Raw genomic sequence first — 18,611 nt, forward strand, 5'->3', positions numbered from 1 at the left:
CAGTCCTCTCAAGCGTCAGGCAGGGCCTGGAATGGGGTTTCCTTGTCGGTGCGCTCCTTGCGGCCAAGGGCGGCGTAGCCGACCTTGAGGGCGAAGAACAGCACGCTGAACACCACCAGCAGGAACAGAATCGTCAGGCCGGCGTTGGTGTAGGCGTTGAAGATCACGTGCTGCATCTGGTTGATGTCCTTGGCCGGGGCCAGCACCTGACCGGCGTCCAGCGCGGTGCTGTACTTCTTGGCCAATGCCAGGAAGCCGACAGCCGGGTTCGGGTCGAACAGCTTGATCAGGCCCGCTGCAGTGGTGCAGATCAGCAGCCAGGCAGCCGGCAGCAGGGTGACCCAGATGTAGCGCTCGCGCTTCATCTTGATCAGCACCACGGTGCCGAGCATCAACGCGATACCCGCGAGCATCTGGTTGGAGATACCAAACAGCGGCCACAGGGTGTTGATGCCACCCAGCGGGTCGATCACGCCCTGATACAGCAGGTAGCCCCACAGCGCCACGCAACCGGCGGTACCGATCAGGTTGGCAGTCCACGACTCGGTGCGCTTGAGGGCTGGCACGAAGCTGCCCAGCAGGTCCTGCAGCATGAAGCGACCGGCACGGGTACCGGCGTCTACCGCAGTGAGGATGAACAATGCTTCGAACAGGATCGCGAAGTGGTACCAGAAGGCCATGGTGTTTTCACCCGGCAGCACCTGGTGCAGGATCTGCGCGATACCCACTGCCAAGGTTGGAGCACCACCGGCACGGGCGAGTACCGTGTGCTCGCCGATGTCGCGGGCGACCGCTTCGAGCTGCTCAGGGGTGATCATGAAGCCCCAACTGCTGACGGTTTGCGCCACCGAAGCAACGTCAGCGCCAACCACCGCGGCCGGGCTGTTCATGGCGAAGTACACGCCCGGCTCGATCACCGAGGCAGCAACCATGGCCATGATGGCGACGAACGACTCCATCAGCATGCCGCCGTAGCCGATGTAACGGGCGTTGGCTTCGTTGTCCAGCAGCTTTGGCGTGGTCCCCGAAGAGATCAGCGCATGGAAGCCCGACACCGCGCCACAGGCGATGGTGATGAACAGGAACGGGAACAGGGTGCCCTTCCACACCGGGCCGGTGCCGTCGGTGAACTGGGTCAGCGCCGGCATTTTCAGCTCGGGCATGGTTACCAGGATGCCGATGGCCAGGGCAATGATGGTACCGATCTTGAGGAAGGTCGACAGGTAGTCACGCGGCGCCAGTACCAGCCATACCGGCAGTACAGCAGCGACGAAACCGTAACCCACCAGCATCCAGGTGATCTGCACGCCAGTGAAGGTAAATGCCGGGCCCCAGACCGGATCGGCGGCAATCTGGCCCCCCAGCCAGATCGACGCCAGCAGCAGTACCACGCCGACTACCGAGATTTCGCCGATACGGCCCGGGCGGATGTAGCGCATGTAAATGCCCATGAACATCGCGATCGGGATGGTCGCCATCACCGTGAACATGCCCCATGGGCTCTCGGCCAAGGCTTTGACCACGATCAGCGCCAGCACCGCGAGGATGATGATCATGATCAGGAAGCAGCCGAACAGGGCAATGGTCCCCGGGATGCGGCCCATCTCCTCACGCACCATGTCGCCCAGCGAGCGGCCGTTACGGCGAGTGGACAGGAACAGGACCATGAAGTCCTGCACCGCACCGGCCAGCACCACGCCGGCGATCAGCCACAGCGTACCGGGCAGGTAGCCCATTTGTGCAGCGAGTACGGGGCCAACCAGCGGGCCGGCGCCAGCGATGGCGGCGAAGTGGTGACCGAAGAGAATGTGTTTGTTGGTCGGAACGTAGTCCAGTCCGTCGTTGTTGAGCACCGCAGGGGTAGCTCGGCGGGGGTCGAGTTGCATCACCTTGGTGGCGATGAAGAGGCTGTAGTAACGATAGGCGACCAGGTAAATGGCCACCGCAGCGACCACGATCCACAAGGCATTGATCGCCTCGCCGCGACGCAGGGCGACGACACCCAACGCGCAGGCCCCTATGACCGCCAGCGCCAGCCACGGGATGTGGCGTAGCAGGCTGTTATTGTTGTTCATGGCATGCTTCCAGCTAAGTGGTTGGAATAGACATCCCCTTGAGTCTAGGGCCTGCTTGACGGCTTTACCATCCCGATTTGGCACTCAGCCACTGACCAGCACGCGCTCTAGCACGCTACTACCCGCAGAAGTTCAGTTGGGCTGACCTGTCATTTCTGCCAGTTGCGCAGGAAGGCCCCCCACGCGTTCAATGATCACGCAAACCAGTTGTCACGGAATGACTCACAGGATCGAGTACGCAAAAGCTCGAACCGTGCGTCGATCATAGGATAACCAGCAGGGAGTAACGATGACTCAGGATAAGAGTAAATCCACGCGTGACTCAGGCCCAATCGAACCCACCCACGGCTCGATCTCAACGCCCAAGTCCCGAGCGACCTTCGCAGAGGAAAAACACCTTATTGAGGGAAATCTTCACAACGGCATCGAAAGCGGCAAATTCTTCCCGAAGACCACGGGCGGGCTGGCCGATCCCTATGCCAAAGACGACGTGAAGAATATTGCGCCACCGGTCGATGGCAAGATCGCCAGCGGCGAAAGGCCGGGCGCTGCCTACCTGGACCGCACAGATGTGGCCTGGGACAAGCATGATGTGACCAGCGGCACTCCGCTGGAGTTCGTGTGGAGCTTCAGTGCGCGCCACAAGTACCGCCGTTTCAACTACTTCATTACCAAAGCCGGATGGGACTCGACTCAGCCGCTTTCGCGTGCACAGTTCGAACCTGAGCCCTTCGCCACTTTCCTCAATGAAAGACAACCTTATTGGAGCTACTCGGATGAAGAAATGTGGCCGGAGCAACCGACCAAGCACACCCTGAAGATGCCTGAGCGCGACGGTTATCATGTGCTGCTTGGGGTATGGGAAATTGCCGAGACCGATAAAGCCTTCTATCAGGTGGTCGACCTGAATTTCGTCTCCAATTAAAGGTGGGACCGGGCGACTCCCGTAGACGGCACCTTGTCGCTCGTCATGAGGCAGAAGAGGCCATGGCTGGTCTATAGTCAGAGCAACTGACGAGGGGCCTGCCATGACCACTTCTGCCGACGAACGCCGCCGTTTCCAGCGCATCGATTTCGACGCCCCTACCGAATTGCGCCAGGGCGATCGCCGTTGGCCGGTGAAGCTGCTGGACCTGTCGCTCAAGGGCCTGCTGATCGAATGCCCTTCGCCCTGGGATGCCGACCTGACCCAGGATTTCGACGCGATCATCCACCTCGACCGCACTGTGCGCGTGCAGATGCAGGTGGAATTACGCCATGAAGAAGCAACCCGCCTGGGTTTCGTCTGCCTCTATATAGACGTCGAATCGATGACCCACCTGCACCGTCTTGTGGAACTGAACGTAGCCGACAGCACCGAAATGATGCGTGAGCTGCGCGAACTCATCGAATAATGGAATCTCTTAGCTAGCTAACAGCATCCCCACCTATTGTTTCTTGTCTACCCAGACAGCTTTATGCCTGGGCATTGACGCTTTGTACACACCCTTCTAATACAGCCTCTGACGACTTGGTACGCGATCTGCATTGCCGTCCTGCACACATTGCAAGGCTAGCTGTCCGCGCTCCGATCAAAATATTGTATACAATTTATGTAGCAATCATTTGTAGGAAATGTCTACAGTAACGCCACAACAATAAACAGAGAGCCTGCTCCATGACTACGTCCCCTAGCACGTCTCCCGCCAAGCGCCCCGAGGATGAAAACCTCGGGCTTGGTGCCAACCTGGCCTATGGTCTGCAGCATGTGCTGACCATGTATGGCGGGATCGTCGCGGTACCCCTGATCCTGGGCCAGGCCGCCGGCCTCAACGGTGCCGAGATCGGCATGCTGATTGCCGCTTCGCTGTTTGCCGGTGGCCTGGCGACCCTGTTGCAGACGCTGGGCATCCCGTTCTTCGGTTGCCAGCTGCCGCTGGTACAGGGCGTATCGTTCGCCGGTGTGGCGACCATGGGTGCCATCCTCAGCAGCGAGGGCGGTGGCGGCTTGCCGGGCGTGCTCGGCGCAGTCATGGCGGCTTCGTTGATCGGCTTCCTGATCACCCCAGTGTTTTCGCGCATCACCAAGTTCTTCCCGCCGCTGGTGACCGGCATCGTCATCACCACCATCGGCCTGACCCTGATGCCGGTCGCTGCGCGCTGGGTGATGGGCGGCAACAGTGCCTCACCAGAGTTCGGTAGCATGGCCAACATCGGCCTGGCCGGCTTGACCTTCGCCATCGTGCTGGTGCTGAGCAAGCTGGGCAGCGCGACCATCTCGCGCCTGTCGATTCTGCTGGCCATGGTGATCGGCACGCTGATCGCCTGGGCGCTGGGCATGACCGACTTCAGCAAGGTCAGCCAAGGCCCGATGTTCGCCTTCCCTACCCCGTTCCACTTCGGCATGCCGGAATTCCACATCGCCGCGATCCTGTCGATGTGCATCGTGATCATGGTGACCTTGGTGGAAACCTCGGCCGACATCCTCGCCGTGGGCGAGATCATCGACACCAAGGTCGACTCCAAGCGCCTGGGCAATGGCCTGCGGGCCGACATGGCATCGAGCATTCTGGCGCCGATCTTCGGCTCGTTCACCCAGAGCGCCTTCGCTCAGAACGTCGGCCTGGTGGCCGTGACCGGGGTCAAGAGCCGCTATGTGGTGGCCACCGGTGGCGTGATCCTGGTGGTGCTGGGCCTGTTGCCAGTGATGGGCCGGGTGATTGCCGCCGTACCGACTCCAGTGCTGGGTGGCGCGGGCATTGTGCTGTTCGGCACCGTGGCCGCCAGCGGCATCCGCACCCTGTCGAAGGTCAACTACAAGAACAACGTCAACCTGATCATCGTCGCCGCCTCGCTGGGCTTCGGTATGATCCCGATCGCTGCGCCGACCTTCTACCACCAGTTCCCTAACTGGTTCGAGACCATCTTCCACTCCGGCATCAGCTCGGCGGCAATCATGGCCATCCTGCTGAACCTGCTGTTCAACCACTTCAAGACAGGCAACTCGGAGAACCAGTCGGTATTCGCCGCAGCCTACGAGCGCACCATCCAGTATTCGGACATCTCGTGCCTGCGTGATGGTGACTACTTCAAGGATGGCAAGCTGTTCGATGCCGATGGCAACGAAGTGCCGGTAATGGAGCTGGACGAGCACGGCAACCAGGCGCCCAGGCGCAGTGCTGTTGCCGAGCATTGACCGCTGACTGAGCGGTGAGGTGGGGGGAGCCGATGCGCATCGTCGGCTCCCCTTTTTCATTTACTCGAACAGCGCATCCAGCGCCTGCTCCAACCGGGTCACTGCAATGACCTGCAACCCTGCTGGCGGCTCCTTCGGCGCATTGCCCTTGGGCACGATGGCGCGCTTGAAGCCGTGCTTGGCTGCTTCCTTCAAGCGCTCCTGGCCACTGGGCACAGGCCGCACCTCGCCCGACAAGCCAATCTCGCCAAACACCAGCAGCCCATGGGCCAACGGCCGGTTGCGCAGGCTGGACATCACCGCCGCCAGCAGCGCCAGGTCCGAAGCCGTCTCCAGCACCTTCACCCCACCGACCACGTTAAGAAACACGTCCTGGTCATGGGTAGGAATGCCACCATGGCGGTGCAGTACCGCCAGCAGCATGGCCAGGCGGTTCTGGTCCAGGCCCAGGGTGACCCGCCGAGGGTTGGCCAGGTGGCTGTCATCGACCAGCGCCTGCACCTCTACCAGCATCGGCCGGGTGCCTTCCCAGGTGGCCATGACCACACTCCCCGGCACTTCTTCCTGGGTGCGATTGAGGAAGATCGCAGAGGGGTTGGAAACCTCTTTCAGGCCACGGTCGGTCATGCCGAACACGCCCAGTTCGTTGACCGCGCCGAAGCGGTTCTTCACTGCCCGCAACAGCCGCAGTCGGCCGTCGGACTCGCCCTCGAAATACAGCACGGTATCGACCATGTGCTCCAGCACCCGCGGCCCAGCCAGCGAGCCTTCCTTGGTGACGTGGCCAACTAGGAAGATCGCCGTGCCGCTCTGCTTGGCATAACGCACCAGCAAGGCCGTGCTTTCGCGCACCTGGGCCACACCGCCAGGGGCGGACTGCAACTGCTCGGTAAAGATGGTCTGGATCGAGTCGATCACCATGACCCGGGGCTTTTCTACCCGCGCAGTGGCGATGATGGTTTCGATGCAGGTCTCCGTCATCACCTTGAGCTGGTCCTGGGGCAAGCCCAGGCGCCGCGAGCGCATGGCCACCTGTTGCTGCGACTCCTCACCGGTGACGTACAGCGCCGGCAGGCCCACGGCGATGTTGCACAGTGTCTGCAGCAGGATGGTCGATTTACCGATCCCCGGGTCACCGCCGATCAGCACCACCGAGCCATCGACCAGGCCGCCACCGAGTACGCGGTCGAGTTCGGTGCTGCTGGTGGTGAAGCGCGGAATTTCTTCGACGCTGACTTCGGCCAGGGTCTTGATCTGCGCCTGTTGCCCGGTCCAGCCGGCGCGGCCGCTGGAGGCCGCCGCGCCGCCGCTTTCGATCATGGTTTCGACCAGGGTGTTCCAGGCCCCGCAGTCGGCACACTGGCCGGCCCATTTGGGGAAGGTAGCGCCGCACTCGGTGCAGCCATACAAACGCTTGGCCTTGGCCATGGGGCAGGGTCTCCTGGAAAAAAACCGCCATCATAGCCGAGGGCGACGTGTCTCGAACGCGTCGAGATGCGACAAAACTATTCGTTCTAACCGCAGTCACTACCCCTGAAGCCAACGCATGAAGCGTTTGAGTGGCTTACACTGCGTTTACCTCACCATTTGTTACAAGGAATCAAACATGGGCATGCTCAGTGAGTTCAAGGCCTTCGCGGTCAAAGGTAATGTCGTCGACATGGCGGTCGGTATCATCATCGGCGCGGCCTTCGGCAAGATCGTCTCCTCGTTCGTCGGGGACGTGGTCATGCCACCACTGGGGCTGCTGATCGGCGGCGTCGACTTCAGCGACCTGGCAATTACCCTCAAGGCTGCTGAAGGTGATGTACCGGCCGTGGTGCTGGCCTACGGCAAGTTCATCCAGACCGTGGTCGACTTCATCATCGTCGCCTTCGCCATCTTCATGGGCGTGAAAGCGATCAACAAGCTCAAGCGTGAAGAAGCCGTTGCACCCACCACTCCGCCGGTGCCGACGCCTCAGGAAACCTTGCTGACCGAGATCCGCGATCTGCTCAAGGCGCAGAACCAGAACCGTCTGCCCTGAAACAGCAGGGGCCGCTTCGCGGCCCCTCTGCATTACCAGTAGTTTTCCACCGCCACCTGCCCCGGCCGCTTGCTCAGGCTCAGTTGCAGGTCACGCGCTTTGAGCACCTTGCGTGTCTCGTCGATCATCTGCGGGTTGCCACAGAGCATGATCCGCGAATGCTCGGGCGACAGTTCCAGCCCTGCCGCCTTTTCCAGCTCGCCATTTTCGATCAGCGTGGTGATGCGCGCATTCAATGCCCCTGGGTGCTGCTCACGGGTCACCACCGGAATGAACTGCAGCTTGCCAGCAAATTCGGACAGATAATCACGCTGCTCCAACCCGGCGATGTCGTCTACATACGCCAGCTCCTTCGCCTCACGGACCGAATACACCAGCTTTATGTTGTCGAAGCGCTCCCAGGCTTCGAAGTCCTGCAGGATCGACATGAAGGGTGCAATGCCGGTACCGGTGGCCAGCAGCCACAGGTCGCGGCCACCGACAAAGCGGTCAAGGGTCAGATAACCGAACGCCTGACGGTCGATCAACAGGGTATCGCCCTCTCCCAGACGGCTCAGCTCACTTGTGAACTCCCCGCCCGGTACTACGATTGAAAAGAAGTCGAGGTATTCGTCATGGGGGGCGCTGACCATGGAGTAGGCACGCCAGACCACGCTGCCATCAGCCTTGCTCACGCCCAGCCGGGCAAACTGGCCGGCCCGAAAGCGAAACCCTGGGTCGCGCGTAACCCGCAAGCTGAACAGGTTCGGCGTCAGCGGCTGGACGTCGAGCAGGGTCTGGCAGGTAAATTTGTCGGCACTGGCGGTCATGACGGGCTCCATCGATAGCGTGCGCCCAGTGTCGCGCAAAGCGGACAGGATAAAAACCGCAAGAGTGTAGGGGCACAGCCTACTGCCCCGATTGTTACGTCATAAATGCATGACCGCTGTTACAAATAATCCCATCATAACGCTCAGACTTTTCCTACACTCTTCCCGGCAGCAAATGGAATGGATGCCAGAAACGGAAGGAGGTCGAGAGATGTTTCAATGGAACCATGAGCATCTTCACAAGCTGGTCAGCGAGAGCACGCCGCAAAAGGTGTTCGACCTTGCGGTGCACCTTGCCCAGGACCTAGGCATGGAATTCATGGGCCTGAAGCTTCGCATTCAACTCGCTGCCCAGTCTCCCCACTTGTACCTTTACAGCAACTACCCCGTCGAGTGGATCGAGCGTTATCAGCGCGACGACTTCTACAAACAGGACGCTGCTGCTATCCGTAGCCACGCCTCGACCATGCCGGTGCTATGGACCGACGAACTGTACCGTGACGTGCCCCACTACCGCGAACAAGCCTGCGCGCATGGCCTGCGCCATGGCTGGACACAATCCCTGCATGACCTTCAGCACAACGAAAGCCAGGTCAGTGTGTGCCGGCCACTGGGCGAAGTGAAGATTGCCGAACTGTATGACAAGGCCAGCAAGGTGCAGTGGTTGTGCCACACCCTGCACGCGATCATCAGTGAATATCACTTGGCCAGAATCAGTGTGCCGCTGAAGATGAGCGACCGCGAAATCGAAGTGCTCAAGTGGTCGGCAGCCGGCAAGACCGCAGCCGATGTGGCCTGCATCCTGTCGCTGTCGCAGAGTACGGTGAACTTTCATATTCGCAGCGTGATCACCAAGACCAACGCCGCCAACAAGGCCGGTGCCATCGCCACCGCCATGATGCGCGGCCTGATCGAACACTAGCCAGGCCTGCGGCGTCGCGCAAAGCCCTGTAGAATCGCGCAGCAAAGCTCGTGGCGAACCGCCGTGGGCAGATCCGTACCCGAGCCAGACGCCATGCCCCTGTTGACCACCCCCTACGCCGAACTCGACCTGATCCGACAGCCGGACCAGGCCAACGACCCGCTGCAGGCCTTCGATGCCGCCGATGAATACCTGCTCGAGCAATTGCACGCGCAGGGCTTGGTAGCCGGCAGCCGCGTGCTGGTGCTCAACGACAGTTTCGGCGCCCTGGCGGCCAGCCTGGCCGGGCACCTGCAAGTGGTCAGCAGCGGCGATTCGCACCTGGCGCGCATTGCCCTGGAGAAGAACCTGGCACGCAATGACAAGGCCTTCGACAGCGTGCCCTTCGTGCCGGCAAGCGAACACTGGCAAGGCCCGTTCGACCGCGTGCTGGTGCGCGTGCCCAAGACCTTGGCGCTGCTCGAAGAACAACTGATCCGCCTGCAAGGCCACCTGGCACCCGGCGCCCAGGTGATTGCAGGTGCCATGATCAAACACTTGCCGCGAGCGGCCGGCGACCTGATGGAAAAGTACATCGGCCCGGTGCAAGCCTCACTGGCGCAGAAAAAGGCCCGCCTGCTGACCGCCTCGGTCGCCGACCGCCCTGCTGCCAAGTCGCCGTACCCGACCCGCTATCTGCTCGATACGCCGGCCCTTGAACTGCTCAACCATGCAAATGTGTTCTGCCGCGAGGGCCTGGACATCGGCACCCGTGCCTTCCTCCCCCATTTGCCGCGCAACCTGGGCAACGCCCGCGTTGCCGACCTCGGCTGCGGCAACGGCGTGCTCGCCATTGCCAGCGCTCTGGCCAACCCGGACGCGCACTTCACCCTGGTCGATGAATCGTACATGGCCGTGCAATCGGCGCAGGAGAACTGGCAGGCTGCCCTGGGTGAGCGGCCGGTAACGGTGATGCCGGGTGATGGCCTGGCCGGGGTGGAGAAACAGTCGCTGGATGTGGTGCTGTGCAACCCGCCGTTCCACCAGCAGCAGGTGGTGGGTGACTTCCTGGCCTGGCGCATGTTCCAGCAGGCGCGTGAGGCGCTGGTGGTGGGTGGTGCACTTTACATCGTCGGTAATCGCCACCTGGGCTATCACAGCAAACTGGCGCGGTTGTTCCGTGGCGTGGAGCAGGTAGCGGCGACGCCAAAGTTCGTGATCCTCAAAGCCCGCAAGTAAACGTTCAGGGCCCTCTCGCCGGCAAGCCGGCGAGAGGGCCCTGATGGCCTGAATCAATGGGTGGTCAGGCCCGCTGCCCCCATGAACAGCCTCATCACCCAGGCCGCCACGCCCAGCGCTGCCACGCTCATCGCCCAGATCAGCACCAGCCAACCCAATCGCTGCCACAGCGGTTTCTTCTCTTCCAGGCCATGTTTACCGGTCATCATGGCGCCCTCCTAGTGATAGCCGTCTTCATGGGTCACCTTGCCCCGGAACACGTAGTAGCTCCAGAAGGTATACATGAGGATGAACGGCAGGATGAACAACGTGCCCACCAACATGAAGCCCTGGCTCTGCGGTGGCGCTGCGGCCTCCCAGATCGAGATCGACGGCGGGATGATGTTCGGCCACAGGCTGATGCCCAGCCCGCTGTAACCCAGGAAGATCAATACCAGGGTGAGCAGGAATGGCGTGTAGTGCGCATTGCGTGCCACCGCCTTGAGCAAACCGTAGAAGGTCACCAGGACCAGCAGCGGCACTGGCATGAACCAGAACAGGTTGGGCATGCTGAACCAGCGGTCGGCAATCTGCGGATAAGCGATCGGGGTCCACAGGCTGACGATGCCGATGACTGCCAGCAGTACCAGCGCCAGCGGCCGGGCAAGGTCGTGCATCTTCAGTTGCAAGTCGCCCTCGGTCTTCATGATCAGCCAAGTACAGCCCAGCAAGGTGTAGGCGACGATCAGGCCAATGCCGCAGAACAGGCTGAACGGTGTCAGCCAGTCGAGGGTGCCTCCGGCGAAATGCCGATCGACTACCTTGAAGCCTTCGAGGAAGGCACCCAGCGCCACGCCCTGAAAGAAGGTGGCGACCAGTGAGCCACCGATGAACGCCTTGTCCCACACATGACGCTTGTCGGCCTTGGCCTTGAAGCGGAACTCGAAAGCCACGCCACGGAATATCAAGCCGATCAGCATCAGGATCAGCGGCAGGTACAACGCTTCGAGCACCACGGCGTAGGCCATCGGGAACGCCCCGAACAACCCGGCGCCGCCCAGCACCAGCCAGGTTTCGTTGCCGTCCCACACGGGGGCAACGGTGTTCATCATCACATCGCGGTCACGCTCGCCCTTGACGAAGGGGAAGAGCATGCCGATGCCCAGATCGAAGCCATCCATCACCACGTACATCATGACGCCGAAGATGATGATCACGGCCCAGATCAGCGGAAGGTCGATACCCATGGCTCAGTTCCCCTTGCTCAGGCTGGCGGATTCGGCCTCACGGCCATCATCAGCGGCAGACAGCGGCCGCGCCGGTGTGCGTGTGGTGCCAGGGCCTCCGGGGTTGTGCTCGTCACCCTCGCCCGTCTGCGGCCCTTTGCGCACCAGGCGCATCATGTAGCCAAGGCCGGTGCCGAACAGGGCGAAGTACACCACCACGAATGCCACCAGGGTGAAACCGAGCTGTGCATAACTGTGGTTGGACACGCCATCGGCGGTGCGCATCAGGCCATACACCACCCACGGCTGGCGGCCAATCTCGGTGGTGAACCAGCCGGCGAGCAGCGCGACCAGGCCAGAGGGGCCCATCCACAGGGCCACATGGAGGAACGGCCGCGAGGTGTAGAGTGTGCCGCGCTTGCGCAGCCACAGGCTCCACAGCCCGACGAAGATCATCAGGAAGCCGAGCCCGACCATGACCCGGAACGACCAGAACACGATGGTCGAGTTGGGCCGGTCTTCAGGCGGGAACTCCTTCATCGCCGGCACCTGTTTGTCCAGGCTGTGGGTCAGGATCAGGCTGCCGAGCGCCGGGATCTCGATCTTGAAGCGGGTGGTTTCGGCCTTCATGTCGGGGATGCCGAACAAGATCAGCGGGGTCGATTCACCGGGCACGTTCTCCCAGTGGCCTTCGATCGCAGCGATCTTCACCGGCTGGTGCTTGAGCGTGTTGAGGCCGTGGAAGTCACCGATCACCGCCTGGATCGGCGCGACGATGAGTGCCATCCACATGGCCATCGAGAGCATCTTGCGCACCGCCGGGTTGTCACGCCCGCGCAGCAGGTGCCAGGCCGCCGAAGCACCGACGAAGAAGGCCGTGGAAACGAACGCGGCCGTGGCCATGTGCATCAGGCGATAGGGGAACGATGGGTTGAACACCACCGCCAGCCAGTCCACTGGCACCACCCGGCCATCGATGATCTCGTGGCCTTGAGGGGTCTGCATCCAGCTGTTGGACGCCAGAATCCAGAAGGTCGAGACCAGGGTGCCGAGCGCGACCATCACCGTGGAAAAGAAGTGCAGGCCACGGCCGACACGGTTCCAGCCGAACAGCATGACGCCAAGGAAGCCCGCCTCGAGGAAGAAGGCGGTCAGCACTTCATACGTCAACAATGGGCCGGTGACGGCACCGGCGAAGTCCGAGAACCGGCTCCAGTTGGTGCCGAACTGGTAAGCCATGACCAGGCCCGAGACCACGCCCATGCCAAAGTTGACGGCGAAGATTTTCGACCAGAAGTGGTAGAGATCACGGTAGACCTGGTAGTGGGTCCGCAGCCAGAGGCCTTCGAGGACTGCCAGGTAGCTCGCCAGGCCGATGGTGATGGCCGGGAACAGGATGTGGAACGACACGGTAAAGGCAAACTGCATTCGGGCGAGCTCTAAGGCCTCTATTCCGAACATGGTGCTTCCTCTTCAGATAATCCGGCGTCCGGGCTTGTGGCCCCGTCGCCCACTGCCCCCACGGTAGTCGAGTGCGGCACGTTGGAATTGTTCTGTTCGATCGCAGGGATTCCGGCCCGAGGGCCAATTCGTTAGATCTGGAACGATTGATCCAAGTCAACGATTACTAGGAAGCATAGCCCCGAATGGCCCACCGGGCCGTGTGGTTGTTTGCCGCGTGACCGGTTGCCCCACCCTCTTTCGCGAAACGTGAAAAAGTGCCGATCACGGCAAACAGTAACCGTTTGTTACAAACAGATGATACGCTGCGGGCCCCTCTACTGCGCCGAGGCCAACAGGTTTCCGATGTCCGATTCCGCACCGCAGTTGTTGCGTCATCACCGCCCGTTCATCGCTTTCTGGCTGGCCCGGGTGTTCACCGCCAGCGGCTTCCAGATGCTCACCGTGGCCATTGGCTGGCATCTCTACCAGCTGACCGGCAATGTGCTCGACCTGGGCCTGGTGGGCCTGGTCGAATTCGCCCCGCGGGTATTGTTCATGCTGCACACCGGGCACGTCGCCGACCGCTATGACCGGCGCAAGGTCGCGGCGCTGTGCCAGACCTTGCAGGGGTTGATCGCCCTGGCGCTGGCCGTGGGCAGCGCCACCGACAACGTCAGCCGCGAACTGATTTTCGTGCTGGCCTTCCTGCTCGGTGCCACCCGCTCGTTCGAGATGCCGGCGACCCAGGCGCTGCTGCCCAACGTGGTACCTGCCGGGCTGTTCCCGCGCGCGGTGGCCGCTTCGGCCTCGGCGACCCAGGCCGCCACCATCGTCGCCCCGGCCGTAGGGGGCTTCCTGTACGCATTTGGCAGCATCTGGGTGTACGGCCCGACTGTCGCCCTGTACGCCATCGCCTGCCTGCTGATGCTCAGCCTCGACTCGCGCCAGCAGGTGCCTCAGCGTGGCCGCGCCAGTATCGAATCGCTGATGGCCGGGATCCGCTTCATCCGCAGCCGACCCGACATTCTCGGTGCCATCTCGCTGGATCTGTTCGCCGTGCTGCTCGGTGGCGCCACCGCCTTGCTGCCGGTGTTTGCCAAGGACATCCTGCTTACCGGCCCATGGGGCCTGGGCCTGCTGCGCTCGGCGCCAGCGGTGGGGGCACTGCTGATGTCGCTATGGCTGGCGCGGTTCCCGGTGGAGCGCAAGGTCGGCCGCACCATGTTCACCGCCGTCGGGCTATTCGGCGTGGCGACCATTGCCTTTGGTCTGTCGACCTCGTTCTGGTTCTCGCTGGCAGTGCTTGTGGTGCTGGGCGCGGCGGACATGATCAGCATGGTCATCCGTGGCGCCTTCGTGCAGCTGGAGACGCCGGACGAGATGCGCGGGCGGGTGAGCGCGGTCAACGGGTTGTTCATCGGCGCGTCGAACCAGCTGGGCGAGTTCGAGTCCGGGGTGACGGCGCACTGGTTCGGCACGGTGCCGGCGGTGGTGATGGGGGGGGTCGGTACGCTGGTGGTGACCGGGGTGTGGATAAAACTGTTCCCCACACTGGCCAAGCGAGACCGGTTGCACAACGAATAATTCGCTCTCCTGTGCTGGCCTCTTCGCGGGTAAACCCGCTCCCACAGGGGGCCGCCCTTGCTATATCCCTGTGGGGGCGGGTTTACCCGCGAAGAGGCCGGCACAGGCTAGAGGTAACCCATTCCCCAACGGCGATAGGCCCCCGCCGAGCATGCTGGTATGATGCGCGGCTTTTTTCCGCCCCACACAAAACCACGGCATCCGCTACGGTCTGTGCTTTGCTGATGGGGTCGATACATTCACGGCGCGAGGGCGCCCTGGGGAGCGGGCATGCTGGAAAGGCTGTTTCAACTAAAAGCACACAACACCAATGTGCGCACCGAGATTCTTGCGGGCGTCACCACCTTCCTGGCCATGGCCTACATCCTGTTCGTCAACCCGAGCATTCTCGGCGAGACCGGCATGGACAAAGGCGCGATCTTCGTCGCCACCTGCCTGGCCGCCGCCATCGGTTCGACCACCATGGGCCTGATCGCCAACTACCCGATCGCCCTGGCGCCGGGCATGGGCCTGAACGCGTTCTTCACCTATACGGTGGTCCTGCACATGGGCCACACCTGGCAGGTGGCACTGGGCGCGGTGTTCCTCTCGGCGGTGATGTTCTTCCTGCTGTCGATCTTCCGCATCCGCGAATGGATCGTGAACAGTATCCCGCTGCCCCTGCGCTCGGCGATTGCTGCGGGTATCGGCCTGTTCCTGGCGTTCATCGCCCTGCATAATGCCGGCATCGTCGTCGATAACCCGGCAACCCTGGTGGGCCTGGGCGACCTCAAGCAGCCGGCACCGATCCTCGCTACCCTGGGCTTCTTTCTGATCGTTGGCCTCGAGTCGCTGAAGGTGCGAGGCGCGGTGCTGATCGGCATCCTCGCCGTCACCATCGCCTCGATCGTAATGGGCGTGACCCCGTTCGGTGGCGTGGTATCCATGCCGCCTTCGCTGGCACCGACCTTCCTGCAGCTGGATATCAAGGGCGCCCTCGACGTGGGCCTGGTGAGCGTGATCTTCGCCTTCCTGTTCGTCGACCTGTTCGACAACTCCGGCACCCTGATCGGTGTGGCCAAGCGCGCCGGCCTGATGGGCAAGGATGGCCACATGCCAAAGATGGGCCGCGCCCTGATCGCCGACAGCACCGCAGCCATGGCGGGCTCCCTGCTGGGCACCTCGACCACCACCAGCTACATCGAATCCGCTGCTGGCGTGAGCGCCGGGGGTCGCACCGGCCTGACCGCCATCGTGGTCGCCATCCTCTTCCTGCTGGCGCTGTTCTTTGCCCCGCTGGCCGGTAGCGTGCCCGCCTTCGCCACCGCCCCGGCGCTGCTGTTCGTTGCCGTGCTGATGGCTTCGGGCCTGGCGGAAATCAACTGGGACGACGTTACCGAAGCCGCCCCGGTGGTGGTGACCGCCCTGGCCATGCCGCTGACCTACTCGATCGCCAACGGCATTGCCTTCGGCTTCATCTCCTGGACCGCCGTCAAGCTGATCTCTGGCCGCCACCGCGACCTGAACCCGGCCCTGGTGATCCTTTCCATCCTGTTCGTCATCAAGCTGGGCTGGTTCAACGCATGAGTGCTGTCTTCGATCCCACCGCCTACGACACCCAGCTTGAGGGCAAAGTCGCCCGTCTGCGCGAGTTGCTGGCGCCCTTTGGCGCGCCGGAACCGGCCGTTTTCGACTCGCCGCGCGAGCACTACCGCCTGCGCGCCGAGTTCCGCCTGTGGCGTGAAGAGGGCCAGCGCCACTATGCGATGTTCGCCCCGGGCGATAAGCACAAGGCGATCCTGATCGACGACTTCCCCATCGCCAGCCAGCGCATCAATGCGTTGATGCCGCGCCTGAAAGCCGCCTGGCAGGCCAGCGAAGCGCTGAGCAACCGCCTGTTCCAGGTGGAGTTCCTCACCACCCTGGCCGGCGATGCCATGGTCACGATGTGCTACCACCGCCCGCTGGACGAAGCCTGGGAAGTGGCTGCCCGGCAGCTGGCCGAAGACCTCGGCGTGAGCCTGATTGGCCGCTCGAAGGGCAAACGCCTGGTGATCGGCCGCGATTACGCGGTGGAAAAGCTCGATGTCGCCGGCCGTGTGTTCAGTTACCGCCAGCCAGAAGGTGCGTTCACCCAGCCCAACGGCGCGGTGAACCAGAAGATGCTGAGCTGGGCCTTCGAGGCCATCGGCGAGCGTGAGGACGACCTGCTGGAGCTGTATTGCGGCAACGGCAACTTCACCCTGCCGCTGGCCACACGCGTGCGCCAGGTACTGGCCACCGAGATCAGCAAGACCTCGGTCAATGCCGCGCTGAGCAACCTCGACGAGAACGCTGTGGATAACGTGCGGCTGGTGCGCCTGTCGGCAGAAGAGCTGACCCAGGCGCTGAATGACGTGCGCCCGTTCCGCCGGCTGGAAGGGATTGACCTGAAAAGCTACGCGTTCGGCACGGTGTTCGTCGACCCGCCGCGTGCCGGCATGGACCCGGACACCTGCGAGCTGACCCGGCGTTTCGAGCGAATCCTGTACATCTCGTGCAACCCGGAGACGCTGGCGGCGAACATTGCCCAGTTGCAGGACACGCACCGCATCGAGCGTTGTGCGTTGTTCGACCAGTTCCCCTATACCCACCACATGGAAAGTGGCGTCCTGCTGGTTCGGCGCTGACTGATAAATCGCTGGGGGCGCTGTGCGGCCCTTTCGCAGCACAAGGCCGCTCCTACAGGGGAACGCATATTCCTGTAGGAGCGGCCTTGCGCCGCGATGGGCTGCAACGCAGCCCCAAGGGTTTGTATCAGAAGTCGAAGAACACCGTCTCTCCTTCCCCTTGAATGCGGATATCGAAGCGATACGCCGTCTTCCCGTCCACCTCGCAACGCTTGGCAATCAAGGTTTCGCGGCGCTGCGGCTGCTCGATCAGGTTGAGCACCGGGCACTTCGCGTTGGCCTCGGCCTCGTCATCGAAATACAGGCGCGTGTGCAGGTGGATGTTGATCCCCCGGGCAAACAGGCTGATGTTGATGTGCGGCGCCATCGGCACGCCTGCGGCATTGTTCACCACACCTGGCTTGACCGTGTGCACGGTCCACTCGCCGGCATCGAAGGTGGTGGCGGTGCGGCCGAAACTGTTGAAAGCGTTTTCCAGGTTGTAGGCATCCTGGTACTGGCCATTGGCATCGGCCTGCCACAGTTCCAGGAACGAATCACGCACCAGGTGGCCGTTGCCGTCATACACCTGGCCGATCAGCAGGATGTGCTCGCCAGCAGCGTCCGGCTTGGCCAGGCGGTTCCAGATTTCCTGGTCGCGGGTCGGGTTGCCAGCCGCTTCCAGGGCAAGGCCGATGTGCACGTAGGGGCCGGCGGTCTGCGAGGGGGTTTCCGGCAGCAGTTCGATAGGCATGACGGGGTCCTCAGCAGTTTTCGAAGTGGGTCTTGCGCTGGCCGCGCAGCACGATGTCGAAGCGATACGCCAGGCAGTCCATCGGGTTGGCGTTGCTCATGTCGAGCTTGGCAATCAACTGCTGCACCGCTTCGGGGTTGGCGATCGACTTGACGATCGGGCACATCGGGATCAGCGGGTCGCCCTCGAAATACAGCTGGGTGATCAGCTTGGTGGCGATCGACGGGCCGCTGATGGCGAAGTGGATGTGCGCCGGGCGCCAGTCGTTCGGGCCATTGCGCCATGGGTATGGGCCCGGCTTGATGGTGCGGAAACTGTAGTATCCGTCGCGGTCGGTCAGGCAGCGGCCGACACCACCGAAATTCGGGTCCAGCGGCGCCAGGTAGCGGTCGTTCTTGTGGCGATAACGGCCGCCGGCATTGGCTTGCCACATCTCCACCAGGGTATTCGGTACCGGCTTGCCGTACTGGTCGACGACGCGGCCGGCAACGATGATGCGCTCGCCGATCGGCAAGCCGCCGTTGTTGAAGTTCAGCAGCAGGTCATGGTCGTGGGCCCCGAAGCCCAGGTGGGAAAAGTCCGGGCCGGTGGTTTCGCTGATCGACTGCGGGATACTGACCAGTGCCTGGCGCGGCGAGCGGGCAACGGACGTCTTGTAGTCAGGCGTCAGGGCCTTGGGGTGCCAGTTGCGATCACGGATCACGAAGCGGCTGTTGTCCTGGGCGGGCATGCCGGATTCCTCTCTTGGAATTATGAAAACGCCTGTACACGGC

At 62.4% G+C, this 18,611-nt stretch carries 17 protein-coding genes; 9 read left to right on the plus strand and 8 right to left on the minus strand.

Going from position 1 to position 18,611, the window contains the following annotated elements; translation table 11 throughout:
* Positions 1–8: 8 nt before the first annotated feature.
* A complete protein-coding gene (locus H040_RS20965; protein ID WP_027918411.1) occupies positions 9–2,075 on the minus strand; it encodes a carbon starvation CstA family protein in 2,067 nt (688 codons plus the stop codon).
* Between the two features lie 289 nt (positions 2,076–2,364).
* On the opposite strand from H040_RS20965, the gene H040_RS20970 reads away from it, so the two are divergent.
* The 3 genes from H040_RS20970 to H040_RS20980 all read left to right on the plus strand — a co-directional run bounded on the left by H040_RS20970 (position 2,365) and on the right by H040_RS20980 (position 5,250).
* A complete protein-coding gene (locus H040_RS20970) occupies positions 2,365–3,000 on the plus strand; it encodes a lytic polysaccharide monooxygenase auxiliary activity family 9 protein (RefSeq protein WP_027918410.1) in 636 nt (211 codons plus the stop codon).
* 103 nt (positions 3,001–3,103) lie between these two features.
* Positions 3,104–3,469 (plus strand): PilZ domain-containing protein, encoded by a 366-nt coding sequence (locus H040_RS20975; protein ID WP_027918409.1) that lies wholly within the window; start codon positions 3,104–3,106, stop codon positions 3,467–3,469.
* Positions 3,470–3,732: 263 nt separating this feature from the next.
* Positions 3,733–5,250: a nucleobase:cation symporter-2 family protein gene (locus H040_RS20980; protein WP_027918408.1), complete on the plus strand. Its 1,518-nt coding sequence runs from the start codon at positions 3,733–3,735 to the stop codon at positions 5,248–5,250.
* Between the two features lie 60 nt (positions 5,251–5,310).
* Here the strand turns inward: H040_RS20980 and radA are convergent, their stop codons facing one another.
* Positions 5,311–6,678, minus strand: coding sequence for a DNA repair protein RadA (radA, locus tag H040_RS20985; protein ID WP_027918407.1), 1,368 nt, complete (start codon positions 6,676–6,678; stop codon positions 5,311–5,313).
* A 178-nt stretch (positions 6,679–6,856) separates the two neighbouring features.
* Here radA and mscL point away from each other — a divergent pair, with 178 nt between their 5' ends.
* Positions 6,857–7,276 (plus strand): large-conductance mechanosensitive channel protein MscL, encoded by a 420-nt coding sequence (mscL, locus tag H040_RS20990; RefSeq protein ID WP_027918406.1) that lies wholly within the window; start codon positions 6,857–6,859, stop codon positions 7,274–7,276.
* 32 nt (positions 7,277–7,308) lie between these two features.
* Here mscL and H040_RS20995 read toward each other — a convergent pair whose 3' ends face one another.
* On the minus strand, positions 7,309–8,085 hold the full coding sequence (locus H040_RS20995) for a ferredoxin--NADP reductase (RefSeq protein ID WP_027918405.1): 777 nt from the start codon (positions 8,083–8,085) through the stop codon (positions 7,309–7,311).
* A 211-nt stretch (positions 8,086–8,296) separates the two neighbouring features.
* Between H040_RS20995 and H040_RS21000 the strand changes: the two genes are divergently transcribed.
* Both H040_RS21000 and H040_RS21005 read left to right on the plus strand, forming a co-directional pair.
* Positions 8,297–9,007, plus strand: a complete 711-nt coding sequence (locus H040_RS21000) for an autoinducer binding domain-containing protein (protein WP_027918404.1) — start codon at positions 8,297–8,299, stop codon at positions 9,005–9,007.
* A gap of 93 nt (positions 9,008–9,100) precedes the next feature.
* Positions 9,101–10,225 (plus strand): methyltransferase, encoded by a 1,125-nt coding sequence (locus H040_RS21005; RefSeq protein WP_027918403.1) that lies wholly within the window; start codon positions 9,101–9,103, stop codon positions 10,223–10,225.
* 53 nt (positions 10,226–10,278) lie between these two features.
* Here H040_RS21005 and H040_RS21010 read toward each other — a convergent pair whose 3' ends face one another.
* The 3 genes from H040_RS21010 to H040_RS21020 are packed head-to-tail and all read right to left on the minus strand — an operon-like array spanning position 10,279 to position 12,891.
* On the minus strand, positions 10,279–10,434 hold the full coding sequence (locus H040_RS21010; RefSeq protein ID WP_016489104.1) for a DUF2474 domain-containing protein: 156 nt from the start codon (positions 10,432–10,434) through the stop codon (positions 10,279–10,281).
* A gap of 9 nt (positions 10,435–10,443) precedes the next feature.
* The gene (cydB, locus tag H040_RS21015) at positions 10,444–11,451 is read right to left on the minus strand and encodes a cytochrome d ubiquinol oxidase subunit II (RefSeq protein WP_027918402.1); all 1,008 of its coding nucleotides are present in this window, start codon (positions 11,449–11,451) and stop codon (positions 10,444–10,446) included.
* 3 nt (positions 11,452–11,454) lie between these two features.
* Positions 11,455–12,891, minus strand: coding sequence for a cytochrome ubiquinol oxidase subunit I (locus H040_RS21020; RefSeq protein ID WP_027918401.1), 1,437 nt, complete (start codon positions 12,889–12,891; stop codon positions 11,455–11,457).
* A 345-nt stretch (positions 12,892–13,236) separates the two neighbouring features.
* On the opposite strand from H040_RS21020, the gene H040_RS21025 reads away from it, so the two are divergent.
* The 3 genes from H040_RS21025 to trmA all read left to right on the plus strand — a co-directional run bounded on the left by H040_RS21025 (position 13,237) and on the right by trmA (position 17,105).
* Positions 13,237–14,457 carry an MFS transporter gene (locus H040_RS21025; RefSeq protein WP_027918400.1) on the plus strand — a complete coding sequence of 407 codons (1,221 nt, stop codon included), beginning with the start codon at positions 13,237–13,239 and terminating at the stop codon, positions 14,455–14,457.
* A 270-nt stretch (positions 14,458–14,727) separates the two neighbouring features.
* A complete protein-coding gene (locus tag H040_RS21035) occupies positions 14,728–16,023 on the plus strand; it encodes an NCS2 family permease (RefSeq protein ID WP_027918399.1) in 1,296 nt (431 codons plus the stop codon).
* Entirely contained in the window at positions 16,020–17,105 is a 1,086-nt protein-coding gene (gene trmA, locus H040_RS21040; RefSeq protein WP_027918398.1) for a tRNA (uridine(54)-C5)-methyltransferase TrmA, read from the plus strand. The genes H040_RS21035 and trmA overlap by 4 nt, the downstream gene beginning before the upstream one ends.
* Positions 17,106–17,232: 127 nt before the next feature.
* Here the strand turns inward: trmA and pcaG are convergent, their stop codons facing one another.
* A complete protein-coding gene (gene pcaG, locus H040_RS21045; RefSeq protein ID WP_027918397.1) occupies positions 17,233–17,838 on the minus strand; it encodes a protocatechuate 3,4-dioxygenase subunit alpha in 606 nt (201 codons plus the stop codon).
* Between the two features lie 10 nt (positions 17,839–17,848).
* Positions 17,849–18,568 carry a protocatechuate 3,4-dioxygenase subunit beta gene (gene pcaH, locus H040_RS21050; RefSeq protein WP_027918396.1) on the minus strand — a complete coding sequence of 240 codons (720 nt, stop codon included), beginning with the start codon at positions 18,566–18,568 and terminating at the stop codon, positions 17,849–17,851.
* Between the last annotated feature and the right edge of the window lie 43 nt (positions 18,569–18,611).

It is taken from the genome of Pseudomonas sp. URMO17WK12:I7 (genome assembly GCF_003269045.1).
Taxonomy (GTDB): Bacteria; Pseudomonadota; Gammaproteobacteria; order Pseudomonadales; family Pseudomonadaceae; genus Aquipseudomonas; species Aquipseudomonas putida_J.